Genomic DNA, 18849 nt, shown 5'->3' with positions numbered 1-18849 from the left:
ACGGGATGACACCGGATTCACTACGGGCCGCGCTGCGAGGCGTACCCGATCCCGATTGGTTGGACACGGCGCTGCGCCGGGTCACCACCGAGCCCACCGCGATCACCCGGCTCTTCCCCGCCGCAGGTCGGCGTTGCGGTCGGGGCGCGTTGCCCGAAGCGCCCGGCTGGACCGCCGACGACGCGGCCCGGGTGCTGCTGCTCACAGCGCTGCCCGGCGACCACGCGGCGTACGCCGACAGCCTCTACCGGCACGGCGACGCGGCCGAGCGGCGAGCCGTGCTGCGGGCACTGCCGCTGCTGCCGATCGGTGCCGCCGGCGTGCCGCTGCTGCACGACGCGATCCGCACCAACGACACCCGGCTGGTCGCCGCGGCCCTCGGCCCGTACGCCCGGCACCTCGACCCGGCCGCCTGGCGGCAGGCGGTGCTCAAGTGCGTGTTCAGCGGTGTCCCCCTCGCCGCGGTGGCCGACCTGGACACCCGGGCCGACGGGGAGTTGGCCGCGATGCTGGCCGCGCTCGCCGCCGAACGGCACGCCGCCGGCCGGGACCTGCCCGCCGACGCCACCGACCTGCTCGACCGGCTCACCGCCGCACTGCCCCGGGAGGCGTGAATGCGCATCTTCGACCCCCACATCCACATGACCTCACGCACCACCGACGACTACGAACGGATGGCCGCAGCCGGAGTGCGCGCGGTGGTGGAGCCCTCGTTCTGGCTGGGTCAGCCGCGCACCAGCGCCGCCTCGTTCACCGACTACTTCGACTCGCTGATCGGGTGGGAGCCGTTCCGGGCCGGTCAGTTCGGGGTGCGGCACTTCGCCACGGTGGCCCTGAACCCCAAGGAGGCCAACGACCCGCGCTGCCGCCCGGTCCTCGACCTGCTGCCCCGCTACCTGGACAAGGACGCGGTGGTGGCGGTCGGCGAGATCGGGTACGACTCGATGACGCCGGAGGAGGACGAGGCGTTCGCCGCGCAGCTCGCCCTCGCGGTGGCGTACGACCTGCCGGCGCTGGTGCACACCCCGCACCGGGACAAGGCGCGCGGATGCGAACGGACCCTCGCCGTGGTCGCCGAATCCGGCATCGAGGCGGGTCGCGTGGTGGTCGACCACCTCAACGAGGTGACCGTCAAGCTGGTCCGGGACAGCGGCTGCTGGTTGGGCTTCTCCATCTACCCGGACACCAAGATGACGCCGTCGCGGATGGTGGAGCTGCTGCGGGAGTACGGCACGGAGCGGATGCTGGTCAACTCGGCCGCCGACTGGGGGCGCTCCGACCCGCTGCTGACCCGGGCCACCGGCGAGGCGATGCTGCTGGCCGGGTTCAGCGACGACGAAGTCGACCAGGTGCTGTGGCGCAACCCGGTGGAGTTCTACGGGCAGTCCGGCCGGCTCGACCTCACCGACCTGGAGGTCAGCGCCGTGGACCCGCAGACCGGCAACTCGATCCTGCGCGGCGGCAGCTGATGCGGCTGCGACATGCCGGCGGCGACACCGTCCACCTCGGCTACTGCACCAACGTGCACCCCGCCGAGGACCTCGCCGGCATCCTCGGTCAACTGGACACCTACGCCGTGCCGGTCCGCGAGGCGCTCGGCAGTGACCTGCTCGGGCTCGGCCTGTGGTTGGCCGCCCCGGTCGCCGCCGAGCTGGCCGCCGACCCGACGCTACGCCGTCGGTTGCGCGCCGAGCTGGACGCGCGTGGGCTGGAGGTGGTCACCCTCAACGGCTTCCCGTACGCGGCCTTCCAGGCCCCAGTGGTCAAGCAGGACGTGTACCACCCGGACTGGACCACCGAGCAGCGCCTGACGTACACGCTGAATCTGGCCCGGGTGCTCGCGGACCTGCTGCCCGACGACGCCGCTCGGGGCTCGATCTCCACCCTGCCGCTGGCCTGGCGGCAACCGTGGGACACCGATCGGGCCGACGCGGCCCGACGCCGGCTCGACCAGCTGGCCGCCGGCCTGGCCGCCGTGCAGCGCGACACCGGCCGCGAGGTGCGGGTCGCCTTCGAGCCGGAGCCCGGCTGTGTCGTGGAGAGCACCGGCCAGGCCGCCGACCTGCTGTCCGGGATGGACACCGACCGGCTGGGCGTCTGCGTCGACCTGGCCCACCTGGCCTGCGCCTGGGAGGAGCCGGCCGAGGCACTGGAACGACTGCGGGCGGCCGGGCTGCCGGTGGTGAAGGTGCAGGTCTCCGCCGCCGTCGAGGCCACCGACCCGGATGGTGGGGCCGAGGCGTTGCGCCGCTGGGTGGAGCCACGCTTCCTGCACCAGACCCGGGGCGCCGGTTGCGCCGGTCTGGCCGACCCGGCCGCCCCGGCGCACGCGGCCGACGACCTGGACGAGGCACTGGACAGGGCGCTACCAGGGCCGTGGCGGGTGCACTACCACGTGCCACTGCACGCCCCGCCCGAGGAACCGCTCGGCTCGACAGTGCCGGTTCTCCGCGCGGCCCTGAGAGCGCTCTTCGACGGCCCGACCGCTGGCTGCGACCACCTCGACGTCGAGACGTACACCTGGGGGGTGCTGCCGGCCGCACGACGGCCCGGCACCGACGCGGAGCTGGCCGCGGGCATCGCCGCGGAGCTGGCCTTCGCCCGGGACGAACTGGTCGGCCTCGGCCTGACCGCAGAGCGATCCGTGAGCATGGGGGTGACGCGATGAGCCGGCGACTGGTGGTCCTCGACGTGGTGGGGTTGACGCCCCGACTACTGGCGCACATGCCTCGACTGCGGGGGGTCGCCGACGGCGGCTTCCGGGCCGAGCTGGGCACCGTGCTGCCCGCCGTGACCTGCTCGGTGCAGTCCACCTTCCTCACCGGCGAGCCGCCCAGCGGGCACGGGATCGTCGGCAACGGGTGGTATTTCCGGGATCTGGGCGAGGTGCTGCTGTGGCGGCAGCACAACGCGCTGGTCGGCGGGGAGAAGCTCTGGCAGGCGGCCCGTAAGGCCGAGCCGGGCTACACCGTCGCCAACGTCTGCTGGTGGTACGCCATGGGTGCGGACGTCGACTGGACGGTCACGCCACGCCCCGTCTACTACGCCGACGGGCGCAAGGAGCCGGACTGCTACACAGACCCGCCGGAGCTGCACGACGCACTCACCGGGCGGCTGGGCACCTTCCCGCTGTTCACCTACTGGGGGCCGACGGCCGGGTTGCCGTCGTCGCGGTGGATCTGCCAGGCGGCCGAGCAGATCCTCGCCGACGTGTCACCCGACCTGACCCTGGTCTACGTCCCGCACCTGGACTACGACCTGCAACGCTTCGGTCCCTCGTCGGCCCAGGCCGCCGCGGCGGCAGCCGAGCTGGACGCGGTGCTCGGGCCACTGCTGGACGCCGCCCGGGCGCGCGACGCCACAGTGGTGGTGCTCTCCGAGTACGGCATCACCGACGTGTCCCGGCCGGTGGACGTCAACCGGCTGCTGCGCGCCGAAGGGCTGCTGCGGGTGCACACCCAGGCCGGCATGGAATACCTCGACCCGTGGACGTCGAAGGCGTTCGCGGTCGCCGACCACCAGATTGCCCACGTCTACGTCAAGGACCCGGCCGACGTGCCGGCGGTGGCGAAGCTCTGCGCCAACCTGCCCGGGGTGGCCGAGGTGCTCGACGCCGAGGGCAAGGCCGCGCACGGTCTGGACCACCCGCGCGCCGGTGAGCTGGTGCTGGTGGCCGAGCCGGACGCCTGGTTCACCTACTACTACTGGCTGGACGACGCCCGGGCGCCGGACTTCGCCCGCCTCGTGGAAATTCATCGGAAGCCCGGTTACGACCCGGCGGAGCTGTTCTTCGACCCGGCCAACCCCGGTGCCGCGAAGGCCCGCGCCGGAGTGGCCCTGGCCCGCAAGAAGCTCGGCATGCGGTACCTGATGAGCGCTGTCGGCCTGGACGCCGGCGCGCAGGCGGTACGGGGCTCGCACGGGCGGCTGCCGGACGACCCGGCGGACGCCCCGGTGCTGCTCTGCTCCGACCCGACGGCCGCCCGGGACCGGATCGCGGCCACCGAGGTCAAGGCGCTGCTGCTGGAGTTGGCCGGGTTGGGCGCCGGCGGTACGGGCGGGTCGGGGGAGGGGGCATGACGGTCACTGTCGCGCCCACCGACGCGAGTGGGTTGCGGGCGCGCTTCGACGCGGAGCTGGCCGGGTTCCTCGAACGGCAGGGCCCGGACTGGCCCGACGGCGCGCCGCGTGGCGTGTTCACCGCCCTGCAACGGTTCGTGCTGGCCGGTGGCAAGCGGTTGCGCCCGCTCTTCTGCTACTGGGGCTGGCGCGGGGCGGGCGCGGCTGACGGCACCCCGATCGTGGTGGCGGCCGCCGCCCTGGAGCTGTTCCACGCGTTCGCGCTGATCCACGACGACATCCTGGACGGCAGCGACCGCCGCCGGGGTGAGCCGTCGGTGCACCGGCTCTTCGCCGACCTGCACGCCCGCTCGTCCTGGCGCGGTGACCCCGAGGCGTACGGCCGCAACACGGCGCTGCTCTGCGGGGACCTCTGCGCGGCCTGGTCGGATCAGATGTTCCACGAGTGCGGGCTGAGCACCGAACAGGTGCACCGGGGGTACGGCGTGTTCGCGCTGATGCGTACCGAGGTGATCGCAGGGGAGTACCTGGACCTGGTCTCGGGCGTGGGTGACGGCTCGGTGGCCAGTGCGCTCACCGTGATACGGATGAAGGCTGCCCGGTACACGGTCACCCGGCCGCTCCAGATCGGTGCGGCCCTGGCCGGCGCCGGCCAGGAGTTGATCGCCGCGCTGGGCGAGTTCGGTGACCCGCTGGGCGACGCGTTCCAGCTCCGCGACGACGTGCTGGGTGTCTTCGGGGACCCGGCGGTCACCGGCAAGTCGGTCCTGGACGACCTGCGCGAGGGCAAGCCCACGGTGATGATGGCGCTGGCCCGCAGTGCCGCCGACCGGTCGCAGACCGCCCGGCTGCGGGAGCTGTTCGGCAATCCGGCGTTGGACGCCGACGGCGCGGCGGAGCTGCGCGCGATCATCGAGGCGACCGGTGCCCGGGAGCGGATCGAGCAGATGATCCGGGTGCGGACGGAGGCGGCGCTCGTCGCCCTGCGGGCCGCGACGGTGGCCGACGAGGCTCGCTCGGCGCTGGTAGCGCTGGCCGGGCAGGCGATCGACCGCCGGGCCTGACCGGCAACTTTCGATCAGATCGACGAAAGTTAATGCTGAATCGCCGGAAGGTATGGACACATCGACACGTCCAACTTAGTGTCGTGACCAACACGACAATGTTTCGTCGAGGTGAACCGGCGGCGCGGTAACCCATCGACCCCCACCATCACCGCTACGGCATCCGGCGCGACGGCGCGCGCCCGCCTGGCAGTCACTCGTCAGGAAGGGGCAGCACACATGTCCATGAAGGACGCTCCAAGACAACGGTCCCGACGATGGTTCTCCGCCGGATCGGCAGCGCTGCTGGTGGTCGCGGCCGGCACGGTCGCCCTCGGCGCCGACTCGACCCCCGCGCAGGCGCACACGATCAACGCGACCGACTTCCAGCAGGTCGAGCTCGCCCGTGGGGTGAGCGACATGGGTGAGCCGATGTCGCTGGCGGTGCTGCCGGACCGTTCCGTGCTGCACACCGCCCGCAACGGCACCCTGCGCCGCACCGATGCGAGCGGCACCACCTCCGTGATCGGCACCCTGTCGGTCTACCAGCACGACGAGGAGGGGTTGCAGGGCGTCGGCGTCGACCCGAACTTCGCCAGCAACCGCCAGATCTTCCTGTACTACGCCCCGCCGCTGTCGACGCCGGCCGGCGACGCACCGGCCACCGGCACCGACTTCTCGGCCTGGAACGGTGTCAACCGGCTCTCCCGGTTCACCCTCAACTCCGACTTCACGATCAACCAGGCGAGCAAGGTCGATGTGCTCGACGTCCCAGCGAGCCGCGGTGTGTGCTGCCACGTCGGCGGGGACATCGACTTCGACGCGGCCGGCAACCTCTTCCTGTCGACCGGTGACGACACCAACCCGTTCGAGTCGGCCGGCTACTCGCCGCTGGACGAGCGCACCAACCGCAACCCGGCGTACGACGCGCAGCGCAGCGCCGGCAACACCAACGACCTGCGGGGCAAGATCCTGCGGATCAAGGTGAACGCCAACGGCACCTACTCCATCCCGTCGGGCAACCTGTTCGCGCCCGGCACGGCCAGGACGCGGCCGGAGATCTACGCGATGGGGTTCCGCAACCCGTTCCGGATCAGCGTGGACAAGGCCACCGGTGTCGTCTACGTCGGTGACTACGGGCCGGACGCCGGCACCACCAGCTCCACCCGCGGGCCGTCCGGCCAGGTGGAGTTCAACCGGGTCGCCGCGCCGGGCAACTACGGCTGGCCGTACTGCACCGGCACCAACACCTCCACCGAGACGTACAACGAGTGGGACTTCGCCGCCAACACCAGCGGCGCGAAGTACAACTGCACCGGCGGGCCGACCAACAACTCGTTCCGCAACACCGGCCTGACCACCCTGCCGCCGGCCCAGCCGGCCTGGATCCGGTACGCCGGCGACGCCGGCACCCCGACCGAGTTCGGCGGCGGCTCCGAGTCGCCGATGGGCGGCCCGGTCTACCGGTACAACGCCTCGTCGACCTCCACCACCAAGTTCCCGCAGTCCTTCGACGGGCAGTTCTTCGCCACCGAGTTCGGCCGTGGCTGGATCAAGCCGATCCACGTCAACTCCGACGGCTCCCGGGGCACCATCGACACCTTCCCCTGGGTCGGCAAGCAGGTGATGGACTCGGCGTTCGGCCCGGACGGCGCGTACTACGTGCTCGACTACGGCACCGGCTACTTCAACGGTGACGCCAACTCGGCGCTCTACCGCTTCGACTACGTCGGTGGCGGCAACCGGGCACCCACAGCCGTGGCCAGCGCCAACCGCACCTCGGGTGCGGCACCGCTCGCGGTGACCTTCTCCTCGGCCGGCTCGTCCGATCCCGAGGGCGGAGCGCTGACGTACTCGTGGGCGTTCGGTGACGGGACCACCTCGACCGCGGCCAACCCGACGAAGACCTACACCGCCAACGGCAGCTACACCGCCACCCTGACGGTCCGGGACCCGCAGGGCGCCACCGGCAGCAGCAGCGTCCGGATCAGCGTTGGCAACACCGCGCCCACGGTGACCATCAACAACCCCGGCAACGGGCAGCTGTTCAGCTTCGGTGACACGGTGCCGTTCAGCATCACGGTCACCGACCCGGAGGACGGCACGATCGACTGCACGAAGGTCAAGATGACCTACGTGCTCGGGCACGACCAGCACGGGCACCAGATCACCTCGCAGACCGGCTGCTCCGGCTCGATCACCATCCCGGTCGACGGTGAGCACGACGACGCGGCGAACATCTTCGCGATCTTCGACGCCGAGTACACCGACGCGGGCGGGCTGACCACGCACACCCAGCACACCCTGCCGCCGCGGCACCGCCAGGCCGAGTTCTACGGCACCTCGTCCGGGATCAACGTGTTCAGCAAGACCACGGCCGAGGGTGGCAAGACCGTCGGCGACATCAACAACGGTGACTGGATCGCGTTCCAGCCGTACCGGCTCGGCAACGTGACCTCGTTCAACGCCCGGGTCTCCTCGGCGGGTGCCGGTGGCACCCTCCAGGTCCGGGCCGGCTCCGCCACCGGCACGGTGCTCGGCTCGGCCACGGTCCCCGTGACCGGCGGCTGGGAAACCTTCGCCACGGTGACCGGGACGATCACCAGCCCGCCGACCGGCACGACCACGCTCTACCTGACCTTCGCCGGGTCGGGCACCGGGGCGCTCTACGACCTGGACGCCTTCACCTTCGTCACCGGTACGCCCCCGACCGGCGGAAGCGGCCCGATCAAGGGTCTCGGCGGCAAGTGTCTGGACGTGCGCAGCGCCGCCACGGCCGACGGCACCCAGATCCAGATCTACACCTGCAACGGCAGCGCCGCGCAGACCTGGGCGGTCACGCCGAACTCCACGATCAGGTCGTTGGGCAAGTGCCTGGACATCTCGGGTGGTGGCACCGCCGACGGCACCAAGATCCAGCTCTGGACCTGCAACGGGACCGCTGCGCAGAACTGGGCGGCCCAGGCCGACGGCACGCTGCGTAACCCGTCGTCCGGCAAGTGCCTCGACGTCTCCGGCAACAACTCCGCCGACAGCACTGCGGTCCACCTGTGGACCTGCGTCAGCGGTGCCGCCAACCAAAAGTGGATCCTGCCCTGAGCTGAGCGGAGGGGCCTCTTGTCAACGCCTAGTGTGGTGCGAGGGGCCCCTCCTAACCGCAATTAGGAGAGCGATATGCGCAGACTCCTGCGACCCGTCCTCGGTGCGGCAATGGCCGCACTTGCCGTCATCGCCTGCACCACCCCGGCCAGCCCCGCCAGCGCCGCCGACGCCCCGTACGACGTGCTGGTGTTCTCCAAGACTGCCGGGTTCCGCCACGACGCCATTCCGGTCGGCATCCAGACCATCCGCGACCTGGGTGGGTCGAACAACTTCACCGTCACCGCCACCGAGGACGCCGCCGCGTTCACCACCAGCAACCTCGCCCAGTACGAGGCCGTGGTCTTCCTCAACACCACCGGCGACGTGCTCAACGCCAGCCAGCAGACCGCCTTCGAGTCGTACATCGCCTCCGGCCGCGGGTACGTGGGTGTGCACGCGGCCGCCGACACCGAGTACGACTGGCCGTTCTACGGCAACCTCGTGGGCGCGTGGTTCGCCTCGCACCCGGCGATCCAGCAGGCCAACATGAAGGTGGAGGACCGGGGCCACGCGGCGACCGCGCACCTGCCGCAGACCTGGACCCGCACCGACGAGTGGTACAACTACCGGACCAACGCCCGGTCCACCGCCCACGTGCTGGCCACGCTGGACGAGTCGTCGTACTCCGGCGGCGGCATGGGCTCCGACCACCCGCTGAGCTGGTGCAAGAGCTACAACGGTGGCCGGTCGTTCTACACCGGTGCCGGGCACACCCAGGCGTCGTACGCGGAGTCGGGGTTCCGGGCGCACCTGCTCGGCGGCATCCGGTACGCCTCCGGCCGGAGCAAGGCCGACTGCCGGCCCGAGACCGGCTACACCCCGATCTTCAACGGCTCGACGGCCGGCTGGTCGCAGGCCGGTCCGGGCAACTTCACCAACTCCGACGCCACCCTCACCTCGGTCGGCGGCATGGGGTTGTACTGGTACAACACGAAGCAGTTCACCAACTACTCGCTCAAGCTGGACTGGAAGCTGGCCGGGGACGACAACTCCGGCATCTTCATCGGCTTCCCGCCGTCCAGTGACCCGTGGTCCGCGGTGGACAACGGCTATGAGATCCAGATCGACGCCACCGACGCCGCCGACCGCACGACCGGGTCGGTCTACACCTTCAAGTCGGCTGACACGGCGGCCCGTGACGCGGCACTCAACGCGCCGGGGGAGTGGAACACCTACGAGCTGTTGGTCGAGGGCGAGCGGTTGCAGATCTTCCTCAACGGAGTGAAGATCAACGACTTCACCAACACCAACCCGGTCCGCTCGTTGGCCGGTCACATCGGCATCCAGAACCACGGCACCGGTGACGACGCCTCGTTCCGCAACATCCGGGTCAAGGAGCTGGGCACCACGCCACCGCCCACCGGCACGATCCAGGCCGAGGCGTTCAGCTCGGCCAACGGTGTCTCCGCGTTCACCAAGGCGGGCGCCAACGGTGGGCAGACCGTCGGCTACATCGACCCGGGTGACTGGGCCGCGTACAACGGGGTCAACCTGGCCGGGGTCACTTCGTTCACGGCCCGGGTCGTCTCCGGCGGCGCGGGTGGCACCATTCAGGTGCGCACCGGTTCGGCCACCGGCCCGGTGCTCGGCACTGTCACGGTGCCGAACACCGGCAGTTGGACGACCTTCGCCAACGTCTCCACGGCGCTGACCAACGTCCCGTCCAGCACCCAGAACCTCTACCTCACCTTCACCGGTAACGGCACGGGGCTCTTCGACCTGGACGACTTCACCCTGGTCAAGGGCAGCGGCGGCGGCACCGGGGTCGGCCCGATCAAGGGTCTGGCCGGCAAGTGCCTGGACGTGCGCAGCGGCGGCACCGCCGACGGCACCCAGATCCAGATCTACACCTGCAACAGCAGCGCGGCACAGACCTGGACCGTGACGCCGAACTCGACGATCAAGGCCCTCGGCAAGTGCCTGGACGTCTCCGGCAGCGGCACCGCCGACGGCACCAAGATCCAGCTCTGGACCTGCAACGGCAGCGGCGCGCAGAACTGGGCGGCGGCGTCCGACGGCACCCTGCGCAACCCGTCGTCGGGCAAGTGCCTGGACGTCTCCGGCAACAACTCGGCGGACAGCACCGTCGTGCACCTCTGGACCTGCCTCAACGCGGCCAACCAGAAGTGGGCCCTGCCCTGACCGACTGAGCCTGAAGGGGCCGCCGCTCACGGCGTCGGCCCCTTCAGGCACCCGGCCCGAGCGCCGACGAAGCCCGGCCGGCGTGCCCCGGCGGCCGTCGCGACGGCCCGGGCCGGGAGCGGTGTCCCTCACGAGCGTGATGCCTATCAGTCATCAAGATGACTCAGAGGCATCACGCTCGCACTGATTCGTCCGCCGCCCCGCGGACGCCCGCGGACCGGCTCACAGCCGACTGCCGTACCTTGACCTGCATGGGGCGGTTCGCGCAGTGGCGCGGGAGGGTGCTGGCGCAGGGGCACCGACTGGGTGACGCGCTGCGCCGGCCCGACGAGCCGGACGACCCGACCGGGCCGACTCCGAGCCTGAATCGGCTCGACGCGCTGGTGGAGGGCTTCGCCGCCGGTCAGCCGGTGCGGTGGAGCCTGGCCGGGCAACCCCGGCCGCTGCCCGGGCCGGTCGACGTCGTGGCGTACCGGATCATCGAGGAGTCGCTCACCAACGCGTGCCGGCACGCCCCGGGCGCACCGGTAGCGGTCCGCCTGCGCTACGACGCCACGGGCATCACCATCGAGGTACGCGACGAGGGCACCGGTGACGCGCCGTCAGGCGGGCGCGGCCAGGGCGCCGGGCGGGGTCTGCTCGGCGTACGCAGGCGCGCGGAGCGGCTCGGCGGCACGTTCTCGGCAGGCCCACGCGCCGGTGGCGGTTTCGCCGTGCGGGCCGCGCTGCCCGCACCCGAGGAAATGATCGGATGATCGGCCGACCGCAGGGCTTCCCCGATGGGGTGCTGCGGAAATAAGGTGGGGGCGGCGACCGTGCTGGTGGCCGGTGACCCGGTGGGAGGCGCAACCCGCTGGGCCCAGGTGTGTTCCGCACCCACCGGTGACCGCCCGGTGCCGCGTACGTCCGGTCACCCTCGCCCCGGTCCGCACCTGGAATCCCCCATGACAACAGGGGAGAAGAACAATGGCGCGACCCATCACGCTCTTCACCGGCCAGTGGGCCGACCTTCCGTTCGAGGAGGTTTGCCGGCTCGCCTCCGAGTGGGGCTACGACGGCCTGGAGATCGCCTGCTGGGGCGACCACTTCGAGGTCGACAAGGCGCTCGCCGACGACTCCTACGTCGAGCGCAAGCGGGAGACTCTCGCGAAGCACAACCTTGAGGTCTTCACGATCTCCAACCACCTGGTCGGTCAGGCGGTCTGTGACCACCCGATCGACGAGCGGCACCAGGACATCCTGCCCGGTCGGATCTGGGGTGACGGAGAGCCCGAGGGGGTCCGCCAGCGGGCCGCCGAGGAGATCAAGGACACCGCGCGGGCGGCGGCGAAGCTCGGGGTGAAGACCGTCGTCGGCTTCACCGGCTCGTCGATCTGGCACACCCTGGCGATGTTCCCGCCGGTGCCGCCGTCGATGATCGAGCGCGGCTACCAGGACTTCGCCGACCGGTGGAACCCGATCCTCGACGTGTTCGACGAGGTGGGGGTGCGGTTCGCCCACGAGGTGCACCCGAGCGAGATCGCGTACGACTACTGGACGACGAAGCGGACGCTGGAGGCCATCGGCAACCGGCCCGCGTTCGGGCTGAACTGGGACCCGTCGCACTTCGTGTGGCAGGAGCTGGACCCGGTGAACTTCATCTTCGACTTCGCCGACCGGATCTACCACGTGGACTGCAAGGACGCCAAGGTCCGCACCGGTGACGGCCGGCGTGGCCGGCTCGCCTCGCACCTGCCCTGGGCCGACCTGCGCCGCGGGTGGGACTTCGTCTCCACCGGGCACGGCGACGTGCCGTGGGAAGACTGCTTCCGCGCGTTGAACGCGATCGGCTACACCGGCCCGATCTCGATCGAGTGGGAGGACGCCGGCATGGACCGGCTCGTCGGTGCCCCGGAGGCGTTGCAGTTCGTCCGCCGGCTGGCCTTCGACGCCCCGAGCGCTGCCTTCGACGCGGCGTTCAGCAGCAAGGACTGACCGCACCTCGGACAGACCACGGGCCGGTCGCCCTGCGGCGACCGGCCCGTCGACGTGCGGTTGGTCAGAGCGTGCTGGCGTTCGTGCCCGAGCCGGACGGCTTGGTGCGGGGGTTGTTCGTGGACGACGGCGACCCGGAGGTCGTGCCGACCGTGCTGGTGCCCGCCTTGGCGCCCACGGTTGCGGGCGTGCCGGCGAACGCGTCGTCGGCGGCGGTCAGCTCCTGCTTGTCGGAGCTGCCGTTACCGTTGCCGCTGCCCAGCTTCTCGCCCAGTTTGGTCTGGCCGAGCTTGTCCTTGCCCTCGCTGTAGAACTTGTTGGCCTGGGCCTGCGCGACCCCGGCCGCCTCCTGGACGGTCGGGTGGTCGAGCACCTTGCGGCCCCGAACAACGAGCTCCTCGTACTTTTCCCGGCCGGCACGGGCGCCCAGGACGAATCCCGCAGCCAGCCCGCCAAGAAACATGATCTTTCCGCGCATGGCGGCTCCTTCCGTACCTGACGCGCCTGTCGCCCCGTCGAGTTGCCCCGTCGGAAGGCGACCAATTCGCGCCTGCGTCCTCTGTCCGCAGCTAACTACCCATCCTGCTCTCCGCTCAAGCATGCTTGTGCCCGGATGGCGATTTACCCCGATTGTCGATGCCCTGCGGATCGTGACCTGCGCGTCTTGATCATCGGGCGGTGGGGCGGAACCCACTGGACCACGACCCGGGAATGTCCTGTACTCTTGTCCCGTCGCACGGCGTCGGCGAGATCCGATTCCGAGCGGTGCACGATCCCCTGTAGCTCAATTGGCAGAGCAGCCGGCTGTTAACCGGCAGGTTATTGGTTCGAGTCCAATCGGGGGAGCTTCTCCACCCAACGCCCGTCGGCCTCCGGCCGACGGGCGTTTCCGTGTGCCCATCCCAGCCCGGTCGATCATGGAGTTGTGGTGCCGGTTTGAGGGGGTGGTGCACCTTTCGTCCAGCACCACAACTGCATGATCGACGCTGGTGGGGATGCCGGTTTTGGTCCTTTGCCGCCTGCTTGAGCGGCAGGATGGTCGATGTCGACGCTCAGGCTCCCGCTGCGTCGATTCATGCGTCGATCCTTGGGGTGAGTGCGGATGTCCGGACGAGGCGGCAGGGCCACGCTGATCGCGGTGGCGGTCGTGCTGGCCTGGCTGGTGATCGGCGGCGTGGCCGGCCCGTACGCCGGGCGCCTCAGCGAGGTCGCCACCAACGACAACGCCGCATTCCTGCCCACCGACGCCGAGGCGACCCGCGCCCAGGACCTCGCCGGTGAGTTCGTCGACCGGCAGACCATCCCGGCTCTGGTCGTCTACGAACGGCCCTCCGGGATCACCGACGCCGACCGGCAGCGGGTGAGCGCCGACGCGGCCCGGTTCGCCCAGGTGCCCGGCGTGGTCGCCCCGCTGCCCCCACCCATCCCCAGCGAGGACGGCCAGGCACTCCAGATCGTCGTACCGGTGGACGACGCCGAGGGCGAGGAGATCGGCACTGTCGTCGAACAGCTGCGCGACATCACCGGCGGGGACCGGGACGGCCTCACCGTGGACGTCTCCGGACCGGCCGGCCTGCTCGCCGACCTGATCAAGGTGTTCTCCGCCATCGACGGGCCACTGCTGCTGGTCACCCTGGTCGTGGTGCTGATCATCCTGCTGGTCGTCTACCGCAGCCCGGTGCTCTGGATCTTTCCGCTGCTGGCCGCCGGCATGTCGTACGCCCTCGCCTCGGTGTTCGTCTACCTGCTCGCCGACGCCGACGTGGTGAAGCTCAACGGGCAGGCCCAGGGCATCCTCACCGTGCTGGTCTTCGGCGCGGGCACCGACTACGCGCTGCTGCTGATCGCCCGCTACCGGGAGGAGCTGCACCGCCACGACCGTCCCTGGGCCGCCATGCGCACCGCGTGGAAGGGCGCCGCGCCGGCCATCATCGCGTCCGGCGGCACTGTCATCGTCAGCCTGCTCTGCCTGCTGCTGTCCAGCCTCAACTCCAACCGGGCGCTCGGCCCGGTCGCCGCCATCGGCATCGCCGCCACCCTGCTGGTGATGCTCACCTTCCTGCCCGCGCTGCTGGTGCTCGGCGGCCGTTGGGCGTTCTGGCCCCGACGGCCCCGGGAGGATCAGGCCGACCCACGCGCCGAGCACGGCATCTGGAGCCGCATCGCCGGCTTCGTGGCCCGGCACGCCCGACCGATCTGGCTGAGCACCGCGGTCGTACTGGCCGTCCTCACGCTCGGGCTCACCCAGCTCGGCGCCACCACCCTCGGCCAGTCCGACCTGTTCACCCAGCGCACCGACTCGGTCGACGGCGAGGAGGTGATCGCGCGGCACTACCCGGCCGGCACGGGCAGCCCAGCCACCATCTTCACCACCGAACAGACCGCCCGGCAGGTCACCCAGGTGGCGCAGGGCGTGCCCGGCGTGGCCGACGTCCGCCCGCTCTCCACCGGCCCGCAGACCGGCCCACCCGATCCGAGCGCCACCCCGAAGGTCGTCGACGGGCGGGTCCAGCTGGAGGCGACCCTGGCCGACCCACCCGACAGCGACGGCGCCGAGCGGACCATCCGCGAGCTGCGGGCGGCCGTACACCAGGTGCCCGGCGCGGACGCCGTGGTCGGCGGCTTCACCGCGATCAACGTGGACACCTCGGACGCCGCGAAGCGCGACCAGAACGTCATCATCCCGGTGGTGCTGGTGGTCATCGCGGTCATCCTGGCCCTGCTGCTCCGCGCGCTGATCGCCCCGGTGCTGCTGATCGCCACCGTGCTGCTCAGCTTCGGGGCGACACTCGGCCTCTGCGCGATCCTGTTTCGCCACGTCTTCGACTTTCCCGGCGTGGACTCGTCGTTCCCGCTGTTCGCGTTCGTGTTCCTGGTCGCGCTCGGCATCGACTACAACATCTTCCTGATGAGCCGGGTCCGGGAGGAGTCGGTCAAGCGCGGCACCCGCGCCGGTGTGCTCGCCGGCCTGGCCGTCACCGGTGGGGTGATCACCTCCGCCGGCATCGTGCTCGCCGCGACCTTCTCCGCCCTCGCCGTGTTGCCCCTCGTGGTGCTCGTCGAGTTGGGTACGGCGGTCGCGGTCGGGGTACTGATCGACACGATCATCGTCCGGTCGCTGCTGGTGCCCGCACTCGCGTACGACATCGGGCCGAAGATCTGGTGGCCGGGCCGGCTGTCCCGGGCGAACGGTGAGCGGGAGGCGCGCGATGCTGGCTGAGACCGACGTGGTCATCGTCGGCGGCGGCCTGGCCGGCCTCGCCGCCGCCCGCCGGCTGCACCGCGCCGGTGTGCCCTGGCGGCTGCTGGAGGCCAGCGGGCGACTCGGCGGCCGGGTCGCCACCGACGTGGTCGACGGACACCTCATCGACCGGGGCTTCCAGGTGCTCAACACCGCCTACCCCCGGCTCGGCACGCTGCTCGACACCGACCGGCTCGACCTCGGGTACTTCACCTCCGGCGTGCTGGTGCGCAAGGGCGACGACCTGCTGCGGCTGGTCAACCCCTTGCGGGAGCCGACCGGCGCCCCCGGCACCGCGCTCGCCGGCATCGGCTCCCTGCGCGACCGGCTGCGCTTCGCCGCGCTCGCCACCGGCTGCGCCACTCTGCCCACGTCCCGGCTGCTCGCCGCACCGGAGACCAGCGCCGAGACCGCGCTCCGCCGGGCGGGCCTCTCCGACGCGATCATCGAGGAGCTGCTGCGACCGTTCCTGTCCGGTGTGTTCATCGACCGGGAACTGGCCACGTCCAGCCACGTCCTCGCGATGGTGCTGCGGTCGTTCGCCCGCGGCCGTATCGGCCTGCCCGCCGAGGGAATGGCCGCGCTGCCCCGGGCCATCGCCGACCCGCTCCCCGCCGACCTGCTCGACCTCGACATGCCGGTCGCCGAAGTCGCCCCCGGTCGGGTCCGCACCCAGGCCGGCGACATCCGCTGCCGGGCCGTCGTGGTCGCCGTCGACCCACCCGCCGCGTCCGCGCTGCTGCCGACACTGGCCACGGTACGGATGCACAGCTACACCACCTACTACCACAGCGCGCCCGAGCCGCCGCTGACCGAACCGATCCTGCTCGTCGACGGCGACCGGCGCGAGATCGTGGCGAACACGGTGGTGCTCAGCAACGCCGCCCCGACCTACGCGCCCACCGGACGGCACCTCGTCGCGACGTCGGTGGTCGGCCCGAGCGCCCCACCCGAGCCGACCGTACGGGCCGAGTTGACCCGGCTGTACGGCCGTTCCACCGCCGACTGGACCCACCTCACCACAGTGGCCGTCCCGAACGCGCTGCCCGCCGCGCCACCACCGCAGGGGCGGCTACGCAAGCCCGTGTCGTTGGGGGAGGGGCTGTTCGTGGCCGGTGACCACCGCGACAGCCCGTCCATCCAGGGCGCTCTCGCCAGCGGCTGGCGCGCCGCTGGCGAGGTGCTGGAGGAGCTGCGCGCCGGCTGACGGGCGTACCCGAGCACGCTGTTATATTCCTGTAGCCCATCGTGCTGGTGCAGGCGTGGGCGCCGGCCGGCTCGGTGCTGGCTGCTGACCGCCGAGCGGGATAAGATCCGGCGCGGTGTTCGGGGCGGTAGCTCAGCCGGTTAGAGCAGGGGACTCATAATCCCTCGGTCGCGGGTTCGAGTCCCGCCCGCCCCACCAACCGTTTTCCCTGGTCAGCCATGCTGACGACGATCCGGGCGAACCGCATCGAGGTCCGGACCAACGCTCTCAGTCCGCACTGAGTCCGCAGCCGCACGACCCGCCGCCCGGTCGAGGCGGTCGGCCACCTGGTCCAGGTCGTCCTCGAACAGGTCCGCGTACACGTCCAGCGTCATGGCCGCCGAGGCGTGCCCGAGCATCCGCTGCACCGCCTTCGCATTGGCGCCCTCGGCCACTGCCAGGCTGGCCGCCGTGTGCCGCAGCTCGTGGGGAGTCAGGCCGGCGAGACCGATCGACTCCGCAGCCCGATCGAAGACCCGACGGCGGAGGCCGGTCAGGGCGGTGTGGTCCCGTGATGAATGCGAAGATCTCCTATATGAAGCCAACCAGGAACCCGTGGTGGCAGACAGCAAAGACGCCGAAGCAGGGTTTCATCAGGGCAGGCGTCTGGCTCTTCCTGGCCGTCGGGTGGGTGGTCGTGGCCGTCGGAGACCCCACGCCGTGGCGTTGGGTATTTGCCGCACTGTGGACGGCCGGCGGGGTGGGCTACCTGGTGTCAGCCGTGTTGCTGCGGCGACGGCAGCGCGCGATTCAGGATAGGGGAGGGCCAGAAGCCGCGGTCCGGGCCGATTGAGCGCGATCCGCCAGCAACGGCCACGAGGATCGGCCCGGCATGAACGTGCAGCGGGGCAGGCGGTCCGCATCTGGTCCGCAAGACGTCGACGGACGGCGGGGAGCGTGAGAGATGTCGAGAGCCGTTTCCGCTGCTAGTAGCCCCAACCGCCCAGCTCGCCGGGTCGCTCGTCTTGATCTCATAATCCCTCGGTTGCGGGTTCGAGTCCTGCCCGCCCCACCGAAACGGATACCCAAACGGAGGGTTCAAGACCCGCGAAGTTGCAGGCCACGGCCGGTATGTCGGAGCTCCCTCATCGACATCAGACGTTGATGGGCCCGTCCGATCACACCTTGAGGACATCCACGTCGTACAGCGCTATCGAGGCGTCGCGGGAGGCCAGGGTCAGACTCTCGGTGATCGCCTGGGCCACCAGCATGCGATCGAACGGATCGCGGTGATGCGGTGGCAGGCGGCCGGCGGCGATGGCGTGGGCGTGGGTCACCGGGAGTTCGCGGAAGCCCATGTCTCTTACCCGCTCGGCGAGGTCAGGGGGTCCGGGGAGTTTCCCCGCACTCTGTTTGATGGTGATCTCCCACAGGGTGACCGGGGAGAGGAAGATGTCCGGCTCGTGGCGTAGCCGGTCGAGGAACTCGGTGCCGAGGGTCGCGTCGCCGGTGATGGCCCAGAGCGCGACGTGGGTGTCCAGCAGCAGGGTCATGCGCCGACGCCGAAGTCGGCGGCGATCTCGGCGTTGGTCTGTGGTGAGTCCCAGTCGCCGGAGAGGTCCAGTTGGCCGGCGAGGGAGCCGACTGCGGTGCGGTTGGCCCGTCGAACCAGCGGCACGACCTTCGCCACCGGCGTACCGGCCCGGTCGATGATGATCTCCTCGCCGTGTTCCACCCGTTCGATGATGCGCGACAGATGGGTCTTGGCATCATGCATGTTGTAGTGCACTGCCTCAGCCGACATGGCGCAACCTCCTCGGTTAGCTAGGGGCTTAGTCTACCCTGCTTGGCCCCATGCGCCAGCGGTTCGGCTGGTGGGAGCACGCAATTACGTTGGAACGGCTCATTGAGTCAGACGCAACTGCTTCGGTCATGCGATTGCGCGCTTGACGCTCCTCCGATGATGGGCGCATGAGCCTGTATGACGAGGGGTGCGTGTGGTCGTGTCACGAAGGTTTCCCGCCGGATGGGTCCGGCTTGCA

The 18849-nt window shown here is 70.7% G+C and carries 15 protein-coding genes and 2 tRNA genes; 13 read left to right on the top strand and 4 right to left on the bottom strand.

What is annotated here, in order from left to right; genetic code table 11:
- The first annotated feature begins 5 nt into the window (after nt 1-5).
- From FBZ33_RS23730 to FBZ33_RS23690, 9 genes are all read left to right on the top strand, one after another.
- Nucleotides 6-614, top strand: coding sequence for an EboA domain-containing protein (locus FBZ33_RS23730; protein ID WP_141910727.1), 609 nt, complete (start codon nt 6-8; stop codon nt 612-614).
- The gene (locus FBZ33_RS23725; RefSeq protein ID WP_141910726.1) at nt 615-1469 is read left to right on the top strand and encodes a TatD family hydrolase; all 855 of its coding nucleotides are present in this window, start codon (nt 615-617) and stop codon (nt 1467-1469) included.
- A complete protein-coding gene (gene eboE / locus FBZ33_RS23720) occupies nt 1469-2668 on the top strand; it encodes a metabolite traffic protein EboE (RefSeq protein ID WP_141910725.1) in 1200 nt (399 codons plus the stop codon). Before FBZ33_RS23725 ends, eboE begins: the two co-directional genes overlap by 1 nt.
- Entirely contained in the window at nt 2665-4080 is a 1416-nt protein-coding gene (locus tag FBZ33_RS23715) for an alkaline phosphatase family protein (protein ID WP_141910724.1), read from the top strand. Before eboE ends, FBZ33_RS23715 begins: the two co-directional genes overlap by 4 nt.
- The gene (locus tag FBZ33_RS23710) at nt 4077-5144 is read left to right on the top strand and encodes a polyprenyl synthetase family protein (RefSeq protein WP_141910723.1); all 1068 of its coding nucleotides are present in this window, start codon (nt 4077-4079) and stop codon (nt 5142-5144) included. The genes FBZ33_RS23715 and FBZ33_RS23710 overlap by 4 nt, the downstream gene beginning before the upstream one ends.
- Nucleotides 5145-5363: 219 nt before the next feature.
- Nucleotides 5364-8222: a PQQ-dependent sugar dehydrogenase gene (locus tag FBZ33_RS23705; protein ID WP_185755397.1), complete on the top strand. Its 2859-nt coding sequence runs from the start codon at nt 5364-5366 to the stop codon at nt 8220-8222.
- 75 nt (nt 8223-8297) lie between these two features.
- A complete protein-coding gene (locus tag FBZ33_RS23700) occupies nt 8298-10406 on the top strand; it encodes a ThuA domain-containing protein (protein WP_141910722.1) in 2109 nt (702 codons plus the stop codon).
- A 251-nt stretch (nt 10407-10657) separates the two neighbouring features.
- Nucleotides 10658-11161 carry a sensor histidine kinase gene (locus FBZ33_RS23695; protein ID WP_185755396.1) on the top strand — a complete coding sequence of 168 codons (504 nt, stop codon included), beginning with the start codon at nt 10658-10660 and terminating at the stop codon, nt 11159-11161.
- A gap of 211 nt (nt 11162-11372) precedes the next feature.
- Entirely contained in the window at nt 11373-12380 is a 1008-nt protein-coding gene (locus FBZ33_RS23690) for a sugar phosphate isomerase/epimerase (protein ID WP_088949630.1), read from the top strand.
- A gap of 64 nt (nt 12381-12444) precedes the next feature.
- Here the strand turns inward: FBZ33_RS23690 and FBZ33_RS23685 are convergent, their stop codons facing one another.
- Nucleotides 12445-12858, bottom strand: coding sequence for a hypothetical protein (locus FBZ33_RS23685; protein ID WP_141910720.1), 414 nt, complete (start codon nt 12856-12858; stop codon nt 12445-12447).
- A gap of 295 nt (nt 12859-13153) precedes the next feature.
- Here FBZ33_RS23685 and FBZ33_RS23680 point away from each other — a divergent pair.
- The 4 genes from FBZ33_RS23680 to FBZ33_RS23665 all read left to right on the top strand — a co-directional run bounded on the left by FBZ33_RS23680 (nt 13154) and on the right by FBZ33_RS23665 (nt 17026).
- Nucleotides 13154-13226 (top strand) — tRNA-Asn (locus FBZ33_RS23680).
- A gap of 256 nt (nt 13227-13482) precedes the next feature.
- A complete protein-coding gene (locus tag FBZ33_RS23675; protein ID WP_141910719.1) occupies nt 13483-15600 on the top strand; it encodes an MMPL family transporter in 2118 nt (705 codons plus the stop codon).
- Entirely contained in the window at nt 15590-16828 is a 1239-nt protein-coding gene (locus tag FBZ33_RS23670; protein WP_141910718.1) for an NAD(P)/FAD-dependent oxidoreductase, read from the top strand. The genes FBZ33_RS23675 and FBZ33_RS23670 overlap by 11 nt, the downstream gene beginning before the upstream one ends.
- 121 nt (nt 16829-16949) lie before the next feature.
- Nucleotides 16950-17026: transfer RNA gene (locus FBZ33_RS23665), tRNA-Ile, on the top strand.
- A 14-nt stretch (nt 17027-17040) separates the two neighbouring features.
- Here the strand turns inward: FBZ33_RS23665 and FBZ33_RS33520 are convergent.
- The 3 genes from FBZ33_RS33520 to FBZ33_RS23650 all read right to left on the bottom strand — a co-directional run bounded on the left by FBZ33_RS33520 (nt 17041) and on the right by FBZ33_RS23650 (nt 18611).
- Nucleotides 17041-17439, bottom strand: a complete 399-nt coding sequence (locus tag FBZ33_RS33520; protein WP_255509031.1) for a tyrosine-type recombinase/integrase — start codon at nt 17437-17439, stop codon at nt 17041-17043.
- A gap of 546 nt (nt 17440-17985) precedes the next feature.
- Complete coding sequence (locus FBZ33_RS23655) at nt 17986-18360, bottom strand: type II toxin-antitoxin system VapC family toxin (protein WP_141910717.1); 375 nt, start codon at nt 18358-18360, stop codon at nt 17986-17988.
- Nucleotides 18357-18611 carry a type II toxin-antitoxin system Phd/YefM family antitoxin gene (locus tag FBZ33_RS23650; RefSeq protein ID WP_141910716.1) on the bottom strand — a complete coding sequence of 85 codons (255 nt, stop codon included), beginning with the start codon at nt 18609-18611 and terminating at the stop codon, nt 18357-18359. Before FBZ33_RS23650 ends, FBZ33_RS23655 begins: the two co-directional genes overlap by 4 nt.
- Between the last annotated feature and the right edge of the window lie 238 nt (nt 18612-18849).

It is taken from the genome of Micromonospora sp. A202, from assembly GCF_006715105.1.
GTDB lineage: Bacteria > Actinomycetota > Actinomycetes > Mycobacteriales > Micromonosporaceae > Micromonospora > Micromonospora zamorensis.
This window is presented reverse-complemented; position numbering and strand designations above follow the sequence as displayed.